At 56.9% G+C, this 15,825-nt stretch carries 17 protein-coding genes; 16 read left to right on the top strand and 1 reads right to left on the bottom strand.

The annotated features are described in order from the left end of the window. Window position 1: 1 nt before the first annotated feature. The 12 genes from AAIE02_RS01500 (at window position 2) to AAIE02_RS01445 (ending at window position 10,284) form a co-directional block, all read left to right on the top strand. Window positions 2-445, top strand: a complete 444-nt coding sequence (locus tag AAIE02_RS01500) for a DUF1330 domain-containing protein (RefSeq protein ID WP_336982166.1) — start codon at window positions 2-4, stop codon at window positions 443-445. 218 nt (window positions 446-663) lie between these two features. Continuing rightward, a complete protein-coding gene (locus AAIE02_RS01495) occupies window positions 664-1,386 on the top strand; it encodes a dienelactone hydrolase family protein (protein WP_498531854.1) in 723 nt (240 codons plus the stop codon). Between the two features lie 110 nt (window positions 1,387-1,496). Further along, a complete protein-coding gene (locus AAIE02_RS01490) occupies window positions 1,497-1,748 on the top strand; it encodes a DUF1158 family protein (RefSeq protein WP_008460543.1) in 252 nt (83 codons plus the stop codon). Window positions 1,749-1,982: 234 nt separating this feature from the next. Beyond that, complete coding sequence (gene fdnG / locus AAIE02_RS01485; RefSeq protein WP_336708339.1) at window positions 1,983-5,030, top strand: formate dehydrogenase-N subunit alpha; 3,048 nt, start codon at window positions 1,983-1,985, stop codon at window positions 5,028-5,030. An 11-nt stretch (window positions 5,031-5,041) separates the two neighbouring features. After that, the gene (gene fdxH, locus AAIE02_RS01480) at window positions 5,042-5,923 is read left to right on the top strand and encodes a formate dehydrogenase subunit beta (RefSeq protein ID WP_498531853.1); all 882 of its coding nucleotides are present in this window, start codon (window positions 5,042-5,044) and stop codon (window positions 5,921-5,923) included. Continuing rightward, a complete protein-coding gene (gene fdnI / locus AAIE02_RS01475; protein ID WP_034809921.1) occupies window positions 5,901-6,566 on the top strand; it encodes a formate dehydrogenase-N subunit gamma in 666 nt (221 codons plus the stop codon). The genes fdxH and fdnI overlap by 23 nt, the downstream gene beginning before the upstream one ends. Window positions 6,567-6,776: 210 nt before the next feature. Then, entirely contained in the window at window positions 6,777-7,040 is a 264-nt protein-coding gene (locus AAIE02_RS01470) for a YdgH/BhsA/McbA family protein (RefSeq protein WP_498531852.1), read from the top strand. 32 nt (window positions 7,041-7,072) lie between these two features. Next, the gene (locus AAIE02_RS01465) at window positions 7,073-7,840 is read left to right on the top strand and encodes an alpha/beta fold hydrolase (protein WP_008460535.1); all 768 of its coding nucleotides are present in this window, start codon (window positions 7,073-7,075) and stop codon (window positions 7,838-7,840) included. Window positions 7,841-7,931: 91 nt separating this feature from the next. After that, a complete protein-coding gene (locus tag AAIE02_RS01460; RefSeq protein ID WP_008460533.1) occupies window positions 7,932-8,198 on the top strand; it encodes a BufA1 family periplasmic bufferin-type metallophore in 267 nt (88 codons plus the stop codon). A gap of 16 nt (window positions 8,199-8,214) precedes the next feature. After that, window positions 8,215-9,051, top strand: a complete 837-nt coding sequence (gene bufB, locus AAIE02_RS01455; RefSeq protein ID WP_498531851.1) for an MNIO family bufferin maturase — start codon at window positions 8,215-8,217, stop codon at window positions 9,049-9,051. Next, entirely contained in the window at window positions 9,048-9,794 is a 747-nt protein-coding gene (locus tag AAIE02_RS01450; protein ID WP_498531850.1) for an HvfC/BufC family peptide modification chaperone, read from the top strand. Before bufB ends, AAIE02_RS01450 begins: the two co-directional genes overlap by 4 nt. A 19-nt stretch (window positions 9,795-9,813) precedes the next feature. Then, window positions 9,814-10,284 (top strand): DoxX family protein, encoded by a 471-nt coding sequence (locus AAIE02_RS01445; protein WP_286180285.1) that lies wholly within the window; start codon window positions 9,814-9,816, stop codon window positions 10,282-10,284. 251 nt (window positions 10,285-10,535) lie between these two features. Here the strand turns inward: AAIE02_RS01445 and AAIE02_RS01440 are convergent, their stop codons facing one another. Then, complete coding sequence (locus AAIE02_RS01440) at window positions 10,536-11,429, bottom strand: LysR family transcriptional regulator (RefSeq protein WP_498531849.1); 894 nt, start codon at window positions 11,427-11,429, stop codon at window positions 10,536-10,538. Window positions 11,430-11,586: 157 nt separating this feature from the next. Between AAIE02_RS01440 and AAIE02_RS01435 the strand changes: the two genes are divergently transcribed. The 4 genes from AAIE02_RS01435 (at window position 11,587) to lldD (ending at window position 15,819) form a co-directional block, all read left to right on the top strand. Continuing rightward, window positions 11,587-11,982 carry a (R)-mandelonitrile lyase gene (locus AAIE02_RS01435; protein ID WP_336818520.1) on the top strand — a complete coding sequence of 132 codons (396 nt, stop codon included), beginning with the start codon at window positions 11,587-11,589 and terminating at the stop codon, window positions 11,980-11,982. Window positions 11,983-12,239: 257 nt separating this feature from the next. Continuing rightward, window positions 12,240-13,895, top strand: a complete 1,656-nt coding sequence (lldP, locus tag AAIE02_RS01430; protein ID WP_166994457.1) for an L-lactate permease — start codon at window positions 12,240-12,242, stop codon at window positions 13,893-13,895. Continuing rightward, entirely contained in the window at window positions 13,892-14,680 is a 789-nt protein-coding gene (gene lldR, locus AAIE02_RS01425) for a transcriptional regulator LldR (RefSeq protein ID WP_166866296.1), read from the top strand. Before lldP ends, lldR begins: the two co-directional genes overlap by 4 nt. Further along, on the top strand, window positions 14,677-15,819 hold the full coding sequence (lldD, locus tag AAIE02_RS01420; protein ID WP_498531848.1) for an FMN-dependent L-lactate dehydrogenase LldD: 1,143 nt from the start codon (window positions 14,677-14,679) through the stop codon (window positions 15,817-15,819). The genes lldR and lldD overlap by 4 nt, the downstream gene beginning before the upstream one ends. The last annotated feature ends 6 nt before the right edge of the window (window positions 15,820-15,825 follow it).

The raw sequence follows: 15,825 nt of genomic DNA, 5'->3' as shown, positions 1-15,825 counted from the left end.
TATGGTCACGTCCTCAAACACGACGCCTTACCTGCAGCCCACCCCGCAGGCCGCGCGACATTTTGTGATGAAACAAATTTACGGGGAGGTTTATATGCTCAACCTCCTGCGTTTTAGGGCAATGGCGGATTACTCAGCCACCCCGGAATTAATGCCGCTTAGCGCGATTAGCGGCGCGGAAGCTTTTCAGCGCTATATACAGCACACGCTGCCGTTTTTACGCCAAAGCGGCGGGGACATTATTTTCTTTGGCGCCGCAGACAGCTGGCTGATTGGCCCGCAGGATGAACGCTGGGACTGCGCCATGCTCGTGCGGCAGAGCAGTGCCGAAGCTTTTCTGGCCTTCGCGAATAATGAAGCCTGTATGCAGGGAATTGGCCATCGCACGGCGGCGCTGGAAGACTCTCGCCTGTTACCGATGACGCAGCGTGATGCCCTAATGTGAATAAGGCCTGGAGATAGAATGGATATTCCCTGCCCCGAACATCGTTAATTACAATTATTCACATAAATTATTTATCGCTAACAAATAAACGTTTTTTAAATTAAATTAAATAGCATTTCATGCGCTTGTAAATTTAATAAATTGCTAATTTGTTAGCATTATGAAATTAATTATACTTCACCTGCCGACCAATAAATTTTATTTAGGGGTTAATTCTGATGTCAGAAATTATTTCAACACCCGTTACTTATCAAGTCGAGAATCAAACCTTTGAAAGCGTACTGGTCTACCAGGAAAACCAAAGCGCTGCGCGGCCCGGCGTCCTGATCGCTCCCAACTGGATGGGCGTGAGCGCTGGAGCGGTTGAACAGGCCAAAGGGATCGCCGCCCAGGGCTATGTCGTGCTAGTCGCCGATCTCTATGGCCAGGGCAAGCGCCCTACCAACGCCGATGAAGCCGGTGCCCTGATGATGGGCGTGAAGGACACCCCGGCGGAAGTAGGCCGTATGCAGGCCGCGTTAGACACGCTTGCCACGCAGAAAATTGCCGCCGTCGACGGCAGCAAACTGGCGGTAGCGGGCTTTTGCTTCGGCGGGCACTGCGCGCTGGAGCTCGCAAGAAGCGGCGCGGATATCAAAGCGGCTGTTTCCTTCCACGGCACGCTGAATACCCTAAAAACCCACGCCGCCGGAGAGATCAAAGCCTCTATTCTGGTGCTGGACGGTGCGGAAGATCCGCTGGTGCCGCGCGAGCAGCTGAGCGAGTTTGTCAGCGAAATGAACGCCGCATCGGTAGACTGGCAGTTGGTGAGCTACGCCGGTGCCGTGCACTCGTTTACCGACCCGGGCGCGAACGTTGAAGGCGTCGCGAAATACCACCCGGAAGTGGCAAAACGCGCTTTCACCCAGATGTACACGCTGCTGCAAAACGTTTTTAACTGATGATGATGGCCTCTGTTCGCAGGGGCCGCTTTTTTTACCCTTTCTCAAATGGTTTACACCCGGGTGCACTTTCCCGGACAATAGCCTTTTAACTTCAGGCTAACAACGTCATGAACCATCCACATCAAGCGCTGTTGAGCGCGGGCGGCATTTTGCTGCTGGCCTTTCTGTCATGCCTGCTGCTCCCGGCCCCGGCGTTAACGCTGACGCTGGCACAAAAGCTGATCGACACTTTCCACCTGGTCGACCTTAGCCAGCTTTACGTGATCCTGTTCTGCATCTGGTTCCTCGCTTTGGGCACCATTGAATATTATCTGCTGCGCTTTATCTGGCGCCGGTGGTTCACAATCACCCGCATCTGACTCAACGCCTGCCTCGTGCCGTTTCCCTGATAAACGGCACCGCCTCTAACCACGCCGCTTTACTCCCCTTTTCTCTGCCCCAGGCACACGCCAGTGTTATCTCCGTCAAATAACCACTAATACCAAAGGGGTAATCACCTACCCAATGTTTATCGAATTGATTTCACGCAATATCTGAATGGCTATAGCTGCTATTTTCGCCCGTACTAAAAACGTCATAACAATGAGGTGACGATGAACGTCAGTCGCAGGAAGTTTTTCAAAATCTGCGCCGGCGGAATGGCAGGTACAACGGCGGCGGTGCTGGGCTTTGTCCCAAAAGCCGCGCTGGCGGAAACGCGCAACTACAAGCTGCTGCGTGCAAAAGAGACTCGCAATAGCTGTACTTACTGTTCTGTTGGCTGTGGTTTATTGATGTATAGCCTCGGGGATGGCTCGAAAAATGCCAAATCCAGCATTTTCCATATTGAAGGGGACCCGGATCATCCGGTCAACCGCGGCGCGCTGTGCCCGAAAGGCGCGGGGCTGCTGGACTACATTCACAGCGATAATCGCCTGCGTTACCCGGAATACCGTGCGCCTGGGTCAGACAAATGGCAGCGCATCAGCTGGGACGAGGCGTTCTCCCGTATTGCCCGCCTGATGAAAGACGACCGCGATGCCAACTTCATCGAGAAAAATGAACAGAATGTGACGGTTAACCGCTGGCTTTCTACCGGGATGCTGTGCGCCTCGGCGGCCAGCAACGAAACCGGCATGTTAACCCAGAAGTTTGCCCGCTCGCTGGGTATGCTGGCGGTAGATAACCAGGCACGCGTCTGACACGGACCAACGGTAGCAAGTCTTGCTCCAACATTTGGTCGCGGTGCGATGACCAACCACTGGGTTGATATCAAAAACGCCAACGTGGTGATGGTGATGGGCGGTAACGCCGCTGAAGCCCACCCGGTCGGTTTCCGCTGGGCGATGGAAGCCAAAAACAACAACGACGCCACGCTGATCGTGGTCGATCCGCGCTTCACCCGCACGGCATCGGTGGCGGACATTTACGCGCCGATCCGCTCCGGCACCGACATTACCTTCCTGTCGGGCGTGATTCTGTACCTGATCTCCAATAACAAAATCAACGCCGAATACGTCAAACACTACACCAACGCGGCCCTGCTGGTGCGTGAGGACTTTAGCTTCGAAGATGGCCTGTTCAGCGGCTACGACGAAGAAAAGCGCCAATACGATAAAACCACCTGGAATTATCAGTTCGACGAAAACGGTTTTGCGAAGCGAGATGACACGCTAACCGACCCGCGCTGCGTCTGGAACCTGCTCAAAGAGCACGTTTCCCGCTACACGCCGGACGTCGTCGAGCATATCTGCGGCACGCCGCAGGCAGATTTCCTCAAAGTCTGTGAAGTGCTGGCCTCCACCAGCGCAGTCGATCGCACAACTACGTTCCTGTACGCGCTGGGCTGGACTCAGCACACCGTGGGCGCGCAAAACATCCGCACCATGGCGATGATCCAGCTGCTGCTCGGCAATATGGGAATGGCGGGCGGCGGCGTCAACGCGCTGCGTGGCCACTCCAACATTCAGGGCCTGACCGACCTCGGCCTGCTGTCCACCAGCCTGCCGGGCTACCTCTCTTTACCGTCCGACAAGCAAACCACGCTCGACGGTTACCTGGCCGCCAACACGCCAAAAGCAACGCTGCCGGGCCAGGTGAACTACTGGGGGAATTATCCGAAGTTCTTCGTCAGCCTGATGAAAACCTTCTACGGCGACGACGCGCAGAAAGAGAACGGCTGGGGCTTTGACTGGCTGCCGAAGTGGGATCAGGCGTACGACGTGCTGAAGTACTTCGACATGATGGATCGCAACCTCGTCACCGGCTACCTGTGCCAGGGCTTTAACCCTGTCGCCTCATTCCCGGATAAAAACAAGGTTGTCGCCAGCCTGAGCAAGCTGAAGTACATGGTGGTTATCGACCCGCTGGTGACGGAAACCTCCAACTTCTGGCAAAACCACGGCGAGATGAACGACGTTGACCCGGCGAAAATCCAGACCGAAGTGTTCCGCCTGCCGTCCACCTGCTTTGCGGAAGAAGATGGCTCCATCGCCAACTCGGGCCGCTGGCTGCAGTGGCACTGGAAAGGCGCGGATGCGCCGGGTGAAGCGCTGAATGACGGGGAGATCCTTGCCGGACTTTACCACCGGCTGCGCCAGATGTACCAGGCCGAAGGCGGCAAAGGTATTGCGCCGCTGATGAAAATGCGCTGGCACTACGAGCAGCCCGATCATCCCGAGTCCGAAGAAGTCGCTCAGGAGAGCAACGGCTACGCGCTGGAAGATCTGTTTGACGCCAACGGCAACCTGCTGGCGAAAAAAGGCCAACTGCTTGATTCCTTCGCGCTGCTGCGTGATGACGGCTCCACGGCTTCCGGCTGCTGGATTTACGCCGGAAGCTGGACCAGCAAAGGCAACCAGATGGCAAACCGCGACAACGCGGATCCGTCCGGGCTGGGTAATACGCTGGGCTGGGCATGGGCGTGGCCGATGAACCGCCGCGTGTTATACAACCGCGCCTCGGCAGATCTGCAGGGCAAGCCGTGGGACGCCAAACGCATGCTGATTGAGTGGAACGGTACGAAATGGGTCGGGAACGATATCCCGGACTTCAGCACCGCCGCCCCGGACAGCGGCGTCGGGCCGTTCATCATGCAGCAGGAAGGTTTGGGCCGTCTGTTTGCCCTCGACAAACTTGCCGAAGGGCCGTTCCCGGAGCACTACGAGCCGTTTGAAACGCCGCTGGGCACCAACCCGCTGCACCCGAAAGTGGTTTCCAACCCGGCGGCGCGCCTGTACGAAGCGGACGCTAAACGCATGGGTAACAGGCAGCAGTTCCCGTATGTCGGCACCACTTATCGCCTGACTGAGCACTTCCACACCTGGACCAAGCACGCGCGGTTGAACGCCATCGTGCAGCCGGAACAGTTCGTAGAAATAAGCGAAGGGCTGGCGAAAGCGAAAGGCATTGCGCACGGCGATCGGGTGAAAGTCAGCAGCAAACGCGGCTTTATTAAAGCCGTGGCCGTGGTGACGCCACGCCTGCAAACCCTGCAGGCGGGCGGCCAGGAAATCGAAACCATCGGGATCCCGTTGCACTGGGGCTTTGAAGGCGTGGCCCGCAAGGGCTATCTCGCCAACACCCTGACGCCGTCGGTGGGTGACGCCAACTCGCAAACGCCGGAGTACAAGGCGTTTCTGGTCAACATTGAGAAGGCGTAAGGGAGGAAACAATGTCCATGCAATCTCAGGATATTATCAAACGCTCGGCGACCAACAGCTTCACCCCGCCGCCGCAAGCACGTGACTTCAAGGAAGAAGTCACCAAGCTCATCGATGTCACAAGCTGTATCGGCTGCAAGGCCTGCCAGGTGGCCTGCTCGGAGTGGAACGACATCCGCGACGAAGTCGGCCACTGCGTAGGGGTATACGACAACCCCGCTGATCTGAGCGCCAAGTCCTGGACGCTGATGCGTTTTTCAGAAACCCGTGAAAACGGCAAGCTGGAATGGCTGATCCGCAAAGACGGCTGTATGCACTGCGAAGATCCGGGCTGCCTCAAGGCCTGCCCGTCCGCTGGGGCAATTATTCAGTACGCCAACGGCATCGTGGACTTCCAGTCCGAGCACTGCATCGGCTGCGGCTACTGCATCGCGGGCTGCCCGTTCAACATCCCTCGCCTGAACAAAGACGATAACCGCGTGTATAAATGCACCCTGTGCGTTGACCGCGTTAGCGTAGGCCAGGAACCTGCCTGCGTGAAAACCTGCCCGACAGGTGCGATTCGCTTTGGTATTCGCAAAGAGATGCTGGACATGGCAGAGCAGCGCGTTGAGAAGCTGAAAAAACGCGGCTTTGAACATGCGGGCGTTTACAACCCGCAGGGCGTGGGCGGCACACACGTCGTTTACGTGCTGCACCACGCGGACCAGCCAGAGCTGTACAACCTGCCGAAAGAGCCGAAGATTGACACCCCAATCAACCTGTGGAAAGGCATTCTGAAGCCGCTCTCGGCTGCCGGGTTTGTTGCTACCTTCGCGGCCCTGATTTTCCACTATGTCGGGATCGGGCCGAACGAAGAGGTGGACGAAGATGAGGAGGACAAGCATGAGTAAGATGATCGTCAGAACCAAATTCATCGACCGTGCCTGCCACTGGACGGTAGTGATTTGCTTCTTCCTCGTGTCGCTGTCCGGCATTGCCCTGTTCTTCCCGACGCTGCAATGGCTGACGGAAACCTTCGGCACGCCACAGATGGGGCGCATTCTGCACCCGTTCTTCGGCGTGGCTATCTTTGTGGCGCTGATGTTTATGTTCGTGCGCTTCGTGCATCACAACATTCCCGACAAGCAGGATCTCCCCTGGCTGAAGGGCATTGTTGAGGTGCTGAAAGGCAACGAGCATAAAGTGGCGGACGTGGGCAAGTACAACGCCGGGCAGAAGATGATGTTCTGGAGCATTATGAGCATGATCTTCGTGCTGCTGGTGACCGGGATTATTATCTGGCGGCCCTGGTTTGCGCACTACTTCCCAATGTGGATGATTCGCTACAGCCTGCTTATCCACGCCGCTTCAGCCATTATTTTGATCCACGCCATCCTGATCCATATGTACATGGCGTTTTGGGTGAAAGGATCGATTAAAGGCATGGTCATTGGCAAAGTCAGCCGCCGATGGGCGAAGAAGCACCACCCGCGCTGGTATCGCGCCATCGAGGCCGAAGAAGCCAAAAAAGAGAGCCGGGAAGGCATAAACTAACCGCTCGTTTCCCCTCTTCCCGCTCGGGGAGAGGGGTTATCCCGGCTCAGCACAAAAGAATTGTGTTGTTTTGTATCCACGCCGCCCACGGCTAAATAACAAAACAAATCCCCTTCCCTCTGACACAGCCCACATACAAACCAGGCGTTAAATAAGCGCATCCGCCACCTTCAGGCGGCAACGTATTCAACGACCCGATATGTGAGGCTTATGATGAAACTGTTCCGCACCGTTATTCTCCCGCTCGTCCTGGCCGCTACTGTAGCGCCTGCCTTTGCTGCCAAAGAAGTCCACAGCGCTCAGGGCCTGGTCAAAATTGGCACCGTCACAGAAAGCGATAGCACCACGCTGTCTCTCGACCAGCTCAATGAAAAACTGGCTGCAAAAGCTGAAAAAGCCGGGGCCAGCGCCTGGCGAGTGGTCTCCGCCGGCGGCAACAACAGCTACTTCGGCAGCGCCGATATTTACCGCTGATTTATTCCCACCCCCTAAAACAGGAAAAGAAGATGAAACCCACGCGTAAAACGCTGCTGGCGCTGGCTGCGGCTGGCCTGATGACCGGATTTGCCGCCCAGGCGGAAACTCAGCACACCATCGTGTTAGTGCACGGCGCCTTCGCCGACGCGACCGGCAGTTGGGAGCAGGTGATCCCGGTTCTGCAAACGCGCCATTACGAAATCATCACCGCGCAGATCCCATTAACCTCACTCGCAGACGACGTGGCGGCGACCAAACGCGCCATCGCCCGTGCCAAAGGCGACGTTATTCTGGTAGGTCATTCCTGGGGCGGGACGGTGATTACCGAGGCGGGTAACGATCCGAAAGTGAAAGGCCTGGTGTACATCAATGCCTTTGCACCATCGCCGGGTCAGTCCACGGCCGATCTGGCCAACAGCTTCCCGGCCCCGCCCGGCAGCGCAAAAATCATCAAGGGTGCGGACGGCTTTCTGAGCCTCGATCCGAAGGCCGTCGCCACCGATTTTGCCCAGGATGCGACGCCTGAAGCGCAGAACATTATTGGCATCACCCAGATGCCGATCGCCGCCGCAAGCTTTACCGAAAAAGTGACCACCGCTGCCTGGCAGCAGAAACCGAGCTGGTTCCTGGTCGGCAGCAATGACCGGATGATCAACCCGGATCTGGAGCGAGCGATGGCGAAGAAAATTCACGCCCACGTCACCGAGTTACCGGTCAGCCATGTGCCGATGCTGTATGACCCGAAAAATGTCGCCCGCACGATATTTAAAGCCGTGAATATTACGTCGGGAAATTAATGCGTCTTATTCAATGAGGAGGAAATAACGCTCTCAATAAATAGCCGATGATTGCCGTCCCTAAATTCATTTTAATTATCTGGAGAACACGATGAACCGTATTGCTATGTCCGCGATTGCCCTGTCTTTGGTTTCTTTCAGCGCGGCATCCTTTGCCGCTGAATTAACCGGGCCAAACCTTGAGCGCTGTTTTGGCATTGCCAAAGCCGCAGACAACGACTGTAAGGCCGGCGCCGGTACCACCTGCGCGGGCACCTCCAAAGTCGATTACCAGAAAAATGCCTACAAAATGGTGCCAGCGGGGACCTGCACCGCGATCCAGACGCCGAATGGCCACGGCTCGCTGACCGAAGGCTAATCAAAGGGCCACTCCCATGACGATGACACACTCTTTAGGCGCCGGATTAAGCCTTAAGCCCGAGCATTACGCCGACGCCTGGGCCAGTCCATCCTCTCTCTGGTTCGAGGTTCACAGTGAAAATTATCTCATGGCGGGTGGCCCACGCAGAGAGTGGCTGGCGGCCATCCGCCAGCAACACCCGATCTCGCTGCACGGCGTTTCGCTTTCACTGGCCGGTGACGAGCCACCGGACGCCCAACTGCTCGCGCAGCTAAAAGCGCTAGTGACTGACATCAAACCAGCGCTTGTTTCCGAGCACCTCGCCTGGTCGCGCTGGAACGGGATTTATTATCCTGACCTGCTGCCGGTGCCGAGGACAACGCGGGTGATGCACCGCGTTATTGACAACATTAACCGCACGCAGGACACGCTGGGCTGCCAGATTTCACTGGAAAATCCTACGCACTATTTGCAGATGCCGGAACACGAATGGGATGAAATCGAATTTCTCGACGAAGTCAGCCGGCGGAGCGGATGCGGCCTGCTGCTGGATCTGAACAACGTCTGGCTCAGCGCCCACAACCTCGGCTTTGAGGCCGTAGCATGGCTGAGCTGTTTCCCGGTCGAACGTGTGACTGAGATCCACCTGGCGGGCTTTAGCCCCGACGAAGGGGGCAGCGATTTGCTGATCGACAGCCACGATCAGTCAATATCCGAGGAGGTCTGGCGGCTGTATACGCAACTGATTCAGCGGGCGGGAGCAAAACCCACGCTTATTGAACGGGATGACAACCTGCCTGTGTTTAACGTGTTGCTGGCCGAACAGCAGCGTGCCCAGCGCATCCTCGACACAATGGGAGCCGCCGTATGAGCACTCAGTTAAGCCGCTACCACGAGGCATTTATTGGCCTGTTATACGGTGAGGCTAGATCCGAGCTAAGCCATCTTCAGCATCAGCCCGGTATTGCCGTTTATCGCAACAGCGTGATCAAAGCCTGCGTTGACGCCCTGGACGCTAACTTCCCCAGCGTATCCAGGCTTACCGGAACCGATTTTTTCCGTCAAATGGCGCGCGGCTATGCGCTTGAACGCCCCCCATACGAAGGTGAACTGGTTCGCTATGGCGACGCCTTCCCCGCCTTTATTAGCGCTTATCCTCCGGCCAGAGAACTGACTTATTTAAGCGCCGTGGCCGAGCTGGACAAGCTGTGGCTGGAGGTGTTTTGTGCCCCGGCCTCGGCCCCGCTGGACGTGCATGCACTGGCAAGCACCACGGCGGATACCCTGGGCACCACATCATTACGGCTGCGGGACAGCGTTCGCTGGTACTGGCACCCCACGCTGCCGGTGTTCACGCTCTGGACGTTCAACCGTGAACAAACCGCCGCGCCGGAGACAATCCACTGGCAGGGCGAAGGCGCTCTCCTGGTTCGCCGCCAGCAGCGTATTTTTGCCGAACCTTTAAGCCAGGGCGGATCGGTCTTCCTGACCGCCTGCCGTTTGGGGGCAACCCTTGACCAGGCTAGCAAACAGGCACTGGCTGCCGAGCCAGCCCTCGCCCTCGGCCCTTTTTTCAGCAACCTGCTTATTCGCGGCGTGTTCGCCGCATTTTAATCACACCTTTTGAGGCTAAATGATGAAAGTATCTGAACAACACATGACAGAACAAGGCGTGAGAGCGCTATGGAATAGACTCTGGGATCGCATCGAGAGAGGCGTCGGCGACAACTTGCTGTTGCTGATAGCCCGCGTGGGCGTTGCCGCCGTGTTCTTCCTTTCTGGCCGCACAAAAGTCACGGGGTTTATGACGCTAAAACCGTCCACCTACGAGCTGTTCCGCACCGAATATGCGCTGCCGCTTATCCCCTATGATATCGCCGCGCACCTGGCCACGCTGGCCGAACATACTTTCCCTGTTCTGCTGGTGCTGGGATTATTTTCACGCTTCGCTGCAACGGGATTGCTGTTTATGACCCTGGTGATTGAAATTTTTGTCTACCCGGACGCATGGCCCACGCACCTGATCTGGGGCGGATTACTGCTGCTGGTTATCGCCCGTGGCGCTGGCCGCTGGTCGCTGGACAGGGTTCTGAGGCTGGTATGAGAAAAACAGGCGAGGCACTTCATCTATCGCGCCTCGCCTGCTGCCTGTACGGCAGTGAACAAGAGCTTTTCACAGCTAACGCCTTGTTGAAACTGATAAAGCTGTCTCTTTTCTCCTTCCTGTCCTTTTTGGGACACGACTCTGCTGAATGGATAAATCAATGAGTTACGAAGTGGGCCAGGAAAAGGGTCTGCGCGTCTTCGGGCTTTGATGTCGCTGAACCAGAATAAAATCCGCTTATCACCAACGGCTCAGGAAGAGTATCTCAGCGCATCCACCAGCAGGGAGAACGCGGTCGTGTGCTGCTTACGGCTGGGGTAGTAAAGGTAATAACCTGGGAACGGTTTGCACCAGGACTCCAGAACCCGGACCAGCCGCCCTTCGGCAAGCTCATCGGAAACCGTGTCGCTCGGCACAAATGCCAGGCCGAGACCTTGCAGCGCGGCATCAATGCGCTGGCTCAGGCTGTTGAACGTTAGTTGCCCATCCACGCGAATTTTCAGCTCACGCCCGTCCTTTTCGAATTCCCACGCATACAGTCCTCCCAGGGTAGGCAGCCGCATATTGATGCAATTATGCTGCTGGAGATCCTGCGGCGTCGCCGGGTAGCCATGTTTCGCAAAATAGGTCGGAGAACCAATGACCGACATAGTAAGCTCCGGGCCAACGCGCACGGCCACCATATCTTTTGCCACCTGCTCGCCGAGACGAATCCCGGCGTCGAACTGCCCGCTGACAATATCGGTCAGGGCGTTATCCACGCTGATTTCTACATTGATGTCCGGGTAGTCGACCAGGAAAGTTTTCAACACCGGCCATAAAACCGACTGCAAGCTGTGTTCGGCCGCATTGAGCCGAATGTTGCCCGCCGGCCGCGCACGCATTTCACTCAACGCAGCCAGCTCGTTTTCAAGATCCGCAAAGCGAGGCGACAGGCTGGCAAGCAGCTTTTCACCGGCTTCAGTGGGCGCGACGCTGCGCGTGGTGCGGGTCAGTAAACGCAGTTGAAGACGCTCCTCAAGACCACGAATCGCGTGGCTGAGCGCGGACTGGGACACGCCAAGCTTTGCCGCTGCTCGGGTAAAGCTGCGCTCGCGTGCCACTTCGATAAATGACATTAGATCGTTGAAGTTTTCTTTCAGCATGGCCGAAACAAGCCTCACTAAGGAACAGAATATTCCCAGTATAGCGAGATTAATGAACTGGATTCATAAGCTCTTGTACTTTTCCCTGGCTAGTTCTCTACAGCGTTCGGGACTACCGTATGACAACGAACGATGACCTTCTCGACTGGAGCATTTGATGAAAATTATCCGCAGCGGTTCACAACCTTCACAGCAGGGCCCGGAAAGTTATTTCACCGGCACAGTACGCATTGATTCACCTTTTAGTGGCACTGAAAACGCCCGCGTTGGCGGAGCAATTGTCACCTTTGAGCCGGGGGCACGCACGGCCTGGCATACTCATCCCCTCGGCCAGACGCTGATAGTCACCCAGGGGCGAGGCTGGCTTCAGGCATGGGGCGAAGAAATTCAGGAGCTGAATCAGGGCGATATCGCATGGATACCTGAAGGCGTTAAACACTGGCATGGCGCATCGCCGGAGACGGCAATGACGCATATCGCCATAGCGGAGTCCTTAAACGGCAGCCCCGTTGAGTGGCTGGAAAAAGTCAGTGACGAGCAATACAAAAAATAAGCCGCAAAACCTGCGTTGTCATCCCCCCGGCAATCGCTTTCTCCCTTCACGGCTCTCCCGCCAGGAGAGCCGTTTTTTGGTCCTACCAATCTGACTAAAAACGTGCCCTTTTCTACAAAACGCTGATAAACACTCGTCGGGCCGTTGCCTTTCATTAACACAAGATTAACCATTAGCCATCATTTGCTCTACAAAGCAAAATTGGTCCTACCAATCTAATAAAAAACGATAAACGCCTCACCCTGGAGAACACCTGCATGCAAGTCTGGCCCCAACTCTACGACCCGCTCGGGAATATCTGGCTGTCGAGCCTGATTGCCGCGCTCCCTATTCTGTTTTTCTTCTTCGCGCTGATTAAGCTGCGGATGAAGGGCTACAAAGCGGCAACGATCACGGTATTTCTCGCCCTGCTGGTTGCCCTGTTTTTATACCGCATGCCGGTGGATCGCGCGCTTGCCTCGGTGGTGTACGGCTTCTTCTACGGCCTGTGGCCCATCGCCTGGATTATTGTGGCCGCGGTGTTTGTCTACAAAATTTCGGTCAAAACCGGGCAGTTCGACATTATTCGCTCCTCTATCCTGTCGATCACGCCGGACCAGCGCCTGCAAATGCTGATCGTCGGTTTCTCTTTCGGCGCCTTTCTGGAAGGGGCTGCCGGGTTTGGGGCGCCGGTTGCCATTACCGCAGCCTTGCTGGTCGGCCTCGGGTTTAAGCCGCTGTACGCCGCAGGTTTGTGCCTGATAGTGAACACCGCGCCGGTGGCCTTCGGCGCGATGGGAATCCCCATTATCGTTGCCGGGCAGGTTACCGGCCTGGACAGCTTCGAAATCGGCCAGATGGTAGGCCGCCAGCTGCCGTTCCTGACGATCATTGTGCTGTTCTGGATCATGGCGATTATGGACGGCTGGCGCGGAATCAAAGAGACCTGGCCGGCGGTAATCGTAGCAGGCGGCTCGTTTGCTATCGCCCAGTATCTCAGCTCTAACTTTATCGGCCCCGAGCTGCCGGACATTATCTCTTCGCTGGTGTCGCTGGTGTGCCTGACGGCGTTCCTGCGGGTCTGGAAGCCGGTGCGCATTTTCCGCTTTGATAACGAGAACGCGGCTGCAACCGTGCAGGCGCAGACTGCGCAGAAATACACGACCGGGCAGATTGTCAAAGCCTGGATGCCGTTCCTGTTTTTAACGGCCACGGTTACGCTGTGGAGCATTCCGCCGTTTAAAGCGCTGTTCGCCAAAGGCGGCGCGATGGCGGACTGGGTCTATAATTTCTCCGTGCCGTTCCTGGATAACCTTGTCGCCAAAATGCCGCCGGTCGTTACCGCCAGTGCGCCTTACGCCGCGGTGTTTAAGTTCGACTGGCTGTCAGCCACCGGCACGGCAATCCTGGTCGCGGCGCTGATCTCAATTGTTTACCTGCGCATGAAACCGAAAGCGGCGCTGGTTACTTTCGGCGAAACGCTCAAGGAGCTGGCGCTGCCGATTTACTCCATTGGCATGGTGCTGGCGTTTGCTTTTATCTCCAACTATTCCGGGCTGTCGGCGACGCTGGCCCTGGCGCTGGCGCATACCGGCCACGCGTTTACTTTCTTCTCGCCGTTCCTTGGCTGGCTGGGCGTGTTCCTCACCGGGTCGGACACCTCGTCTAACGCGCTGTTTGCCGCGCTGCAGGCCACGACCGCGCAGCAGATTGGCGTGTCGGACCTTCTGCTGGTGGCGGCCAATACTACCGGCGGCGTGACCGGGAAGATGATTTCACCGCAGTCGATAGCCATTGCCTGTGCGGCGGTGGGGCTGGTCGGGAAAGAGTCAGACCTGTTCCGCTTCACCGTGAAGCACAGCCTGATTTTCACCTGCATGGTGGGAGTGATTACCACGCTGCAGGCCTATGTTTTAACCTGGATGATCCCATGACCCAAGCTGTGCCGCGCCTTGCCGACCAGATGGTTGAGCGTGTTAAGGCGCTGATTGAAGAACGTAATCTGGAGGCGGGCATGCGGTTGCCCGCCGAACGCCAGCTGGCCGCCGAACTGGGCTGTTCGCGCTCGATTTTACGCGAGGCGATTCAAAAGCTGATTGGCGAAGGCGTGCTGGCCAGCCGGCGCGGCGGCGGCACTTATCTGCGCTACCAGACCGAACAATGGTCGGAACAGCGCATCGTACAACCGCTGAAAACGCTGGTTGAGGGCGACCCTAATTACCAGTTGGATATCCTCGAAGCGAGGCACTCCATTGAAGGCAGTACGGCCTGGTACGCCGCCATGCGGGCGACGCAGGCCGACAAAGAAAAGCTGATCGCCTGCTTCGATGCCACGCTAAAATTTAAAGAGAGCGATGACCCGGATTTAGCCGCCCAGGCCGACGTCAGGTTTCACCTGGCGATTGCCGAAGCCTCCCACAATATCGTGCTGCTGCAGACCATGCGCGGGTTCTTCGACCTGCTGCAATCTTCGGTGCTGCACAGCCGCCAGCGCATGTACACCGTCCCGGCCATTTTTGCCGGGCTAACCGAGCAGCATGACGAATTATTGCAGGCGATTCTGGCCGGAGACGCCGAGCGCGCAAGGCGAGCTGCCCAGTCGCACCTCGGCTACGTCCACACCACTATCAAAACTCTGCAGGAAGACGAAGCCCGTCAGGCACGCATTACCCGCCTCCCGGACGAAGCAAGTGATGAAATAAGGGAAAAGAAACGATGATTATTTCCGCAGCAACCGACTACCGTGCCGCCGCCGAGCACATTCTGCCGCCTTTTTTATTCCACTACATTGACGGAGGAGCCTATGCCGAGCATACGCTGAAGCGCAACGTGGAAGATCTGGCGCAGGTGGCGCTCAAGCAGCGCGTACTGAAAAACATGTCGGCGCTGAGCCTGGAAACCCGGTTGTTTAACGAAACACTCTCTATGCCCGTCGCCCTCGGCCCTGTGGGGCTTTGCGGGATGTACGCCCGCCGGGGAGAAGTTCAGGCCGCAAAAGCTGCCGCAGCAAAAGGCATTCCTTTTACCCTGTCGACGGTGTCCGTTTGCCCGATTGAAGAAGTCGCACCGGCGATTAACCGCCCGATGTGGTTCCAGCTTTATGTTTTGAAAGATCGCGGTTTTATGCGCAACGCGCTGGAGCGGGCGAAAGCCGCCGGGTGCTCCACGCTGGTATTTACCGTCGATATGCCGACCCCTGGGGCGCGCTATCGTGATGCTCACTCAGGCATGAGCGGCCCTAATGCCGCGATGCGCCGCTATTTCCAGGCGATGACGCACCCGCAGTGGGCATGGGACGTTGGCCTAAATGGCCGCCCTCACGATTTGGGCAATATTTCCACCTATCTCGGTAAACCAACCGGGCTGGAGGATTATATTGGCTGGCTGGCCAATAACTTCGATCCGTCCATTTCATGGAAAGATCTGGAGTGGATCCGCGAATTCTGGGACGGCCCAATGGTGATTAAAGGGATCCTCGACCCGGAAGATGCTCGCGATGCGGTACGCTTCGGCGCCGACGGGATCGTGGTGTCTAACCACGGTGGCCGCCAGTTGGACGGCGTGCTCTCTTCCGCCCGCGCCCTGCCCGCCATTGCCGACGCGGTAAAAGGCGATCTTACCATTCTGGCGGACAGCGGCATCCGCAATGGCCTGGACGTGGTACGTATGATTGCGCTTGGCGCTGACACTGTGCTGCTGGGGCGCGCTTTCCTGTATGCACTCGCCACTCATGGTGAGGCTGGCGTTAGCAATCTGCTGAACTTAATGGAGAAAGAGATGCGCGTGGCGATGACGCTCACCGGCGCGAAGTCCATTGCCGAAATCACCCCTGACCTGCTGGTTCGCCAGGGTTTATAGCGTACG

This window comes from Cedecea sp. Ae19-4 (genome assembly GCF_059801165.1).
Note: the sequence above shows the minus strand (reverse complement) of the source record. Positions and strands in the feature narration are given on the sequence as shown.

Coding starts and splice junctions, on each gene's coding strand:
- AAIE02_RS01500 (WP_336982166.1), top strand. CDS start 2: ATGGTCACGTCCTCAAACACGACGCCTTACCTGCAGCCCACCCCGCAG.
- AAIE02_RS01495 (WP_498531854.1), top strand. CDS start 664: ATGTCAGAAATTATTTCAACACCCGTTACTTATCAAGTCGAGAATCAA.
- AAIE02_RS01490 (WP_008460543.1), top strand. CDS start 1,497: ATGAACCATCCACATCAAGCGCTGTTGAGCGCGGGCGGCATTTTGCTG.
- fdxH (WP_498531853.1), top strand. CDS start 5,042: ATGTCCATGCAATCTCAGGATATTATCAAACGCTCGGCGACCAACAGC.
- fdnI (WP_034809921.1), top strand. CDS start 5,901: ATGAGGAGGACAAGCATGAGTAAGATGATCGTCAGAACCAAATTCATC.
- AAIE02_RS01470 (WP_498531852.1), top strand. CDS start 6,777: ATGATGAAACTGTTCCGCACCGTTATTCTCCCGCTCGTCCTGGCCGCT.
- AAIE02_RS01465 (WP_008460535.1), top strand. CDS start 7,073: ATGAAACCCACGCGTAAAACGCTGCTGGCGCTGGCTGCGGCTGGCCTG.
- AAIE02_RS01460 (WP_008460533.1), top strand. CDS start 7,932: ATGAACCGTATTGCTATGTCCGCGATTGCCCTGTCTTTGGTTTCTTTC.
- bufB (WP_498531851.1), top strand. CDS start 8,215: ATGACGATGACACACTCTTTAGGCGCCGGATTAAGCCTTAAGCCCGAG.
- AAIE02_RS01450 (WP_498531850.1), top strand. CDS start 9,048: ATGAGCACTCAGTTAAGCCGCTACCACGAGGCATTTATTGGCCTGTTA.
- AAIE02_RS01445 (WP_286180285.1), top strand. CDS start 9,814: ATGATGAAAGTATCTGAACAACACATGACAGAACAAGGCGTGAGAGCG.
- AAIE02_RS01440 (WP_498531849.1), bottom strand. CDS start 11,429: ATGCTGAAAGAAAACTTCAACGATCTAATGTCATTTATCGAAGTGGCA.
- AAIE02_RS01435 (WP_336818520.1), top strand. CDS start 11,587: ATGAAAATTATCCGCAGCGGTTCACAACCTTCACAGCAGGGCCCGGAA.
- lldP (WP_166994457.1), top strand. CDS start 12,240: ATGCAAGTCTGGCCCCAACTCTACGACCCGCTCGGGAATATCTGGCTG.
- lldR (WP_166866296.1), top strand. CDS start 13,892: ATGACCCAAGCTGTGCCGCGCCTTGCCGACCAGATGGTTGAGCGTGTT.
- lldD (WP_498531848.1), top strand. CDS start 14,677: ATGATTATTTCCGCAGCAACCGACTACCGTGCCGCCGCCGAGCACATT.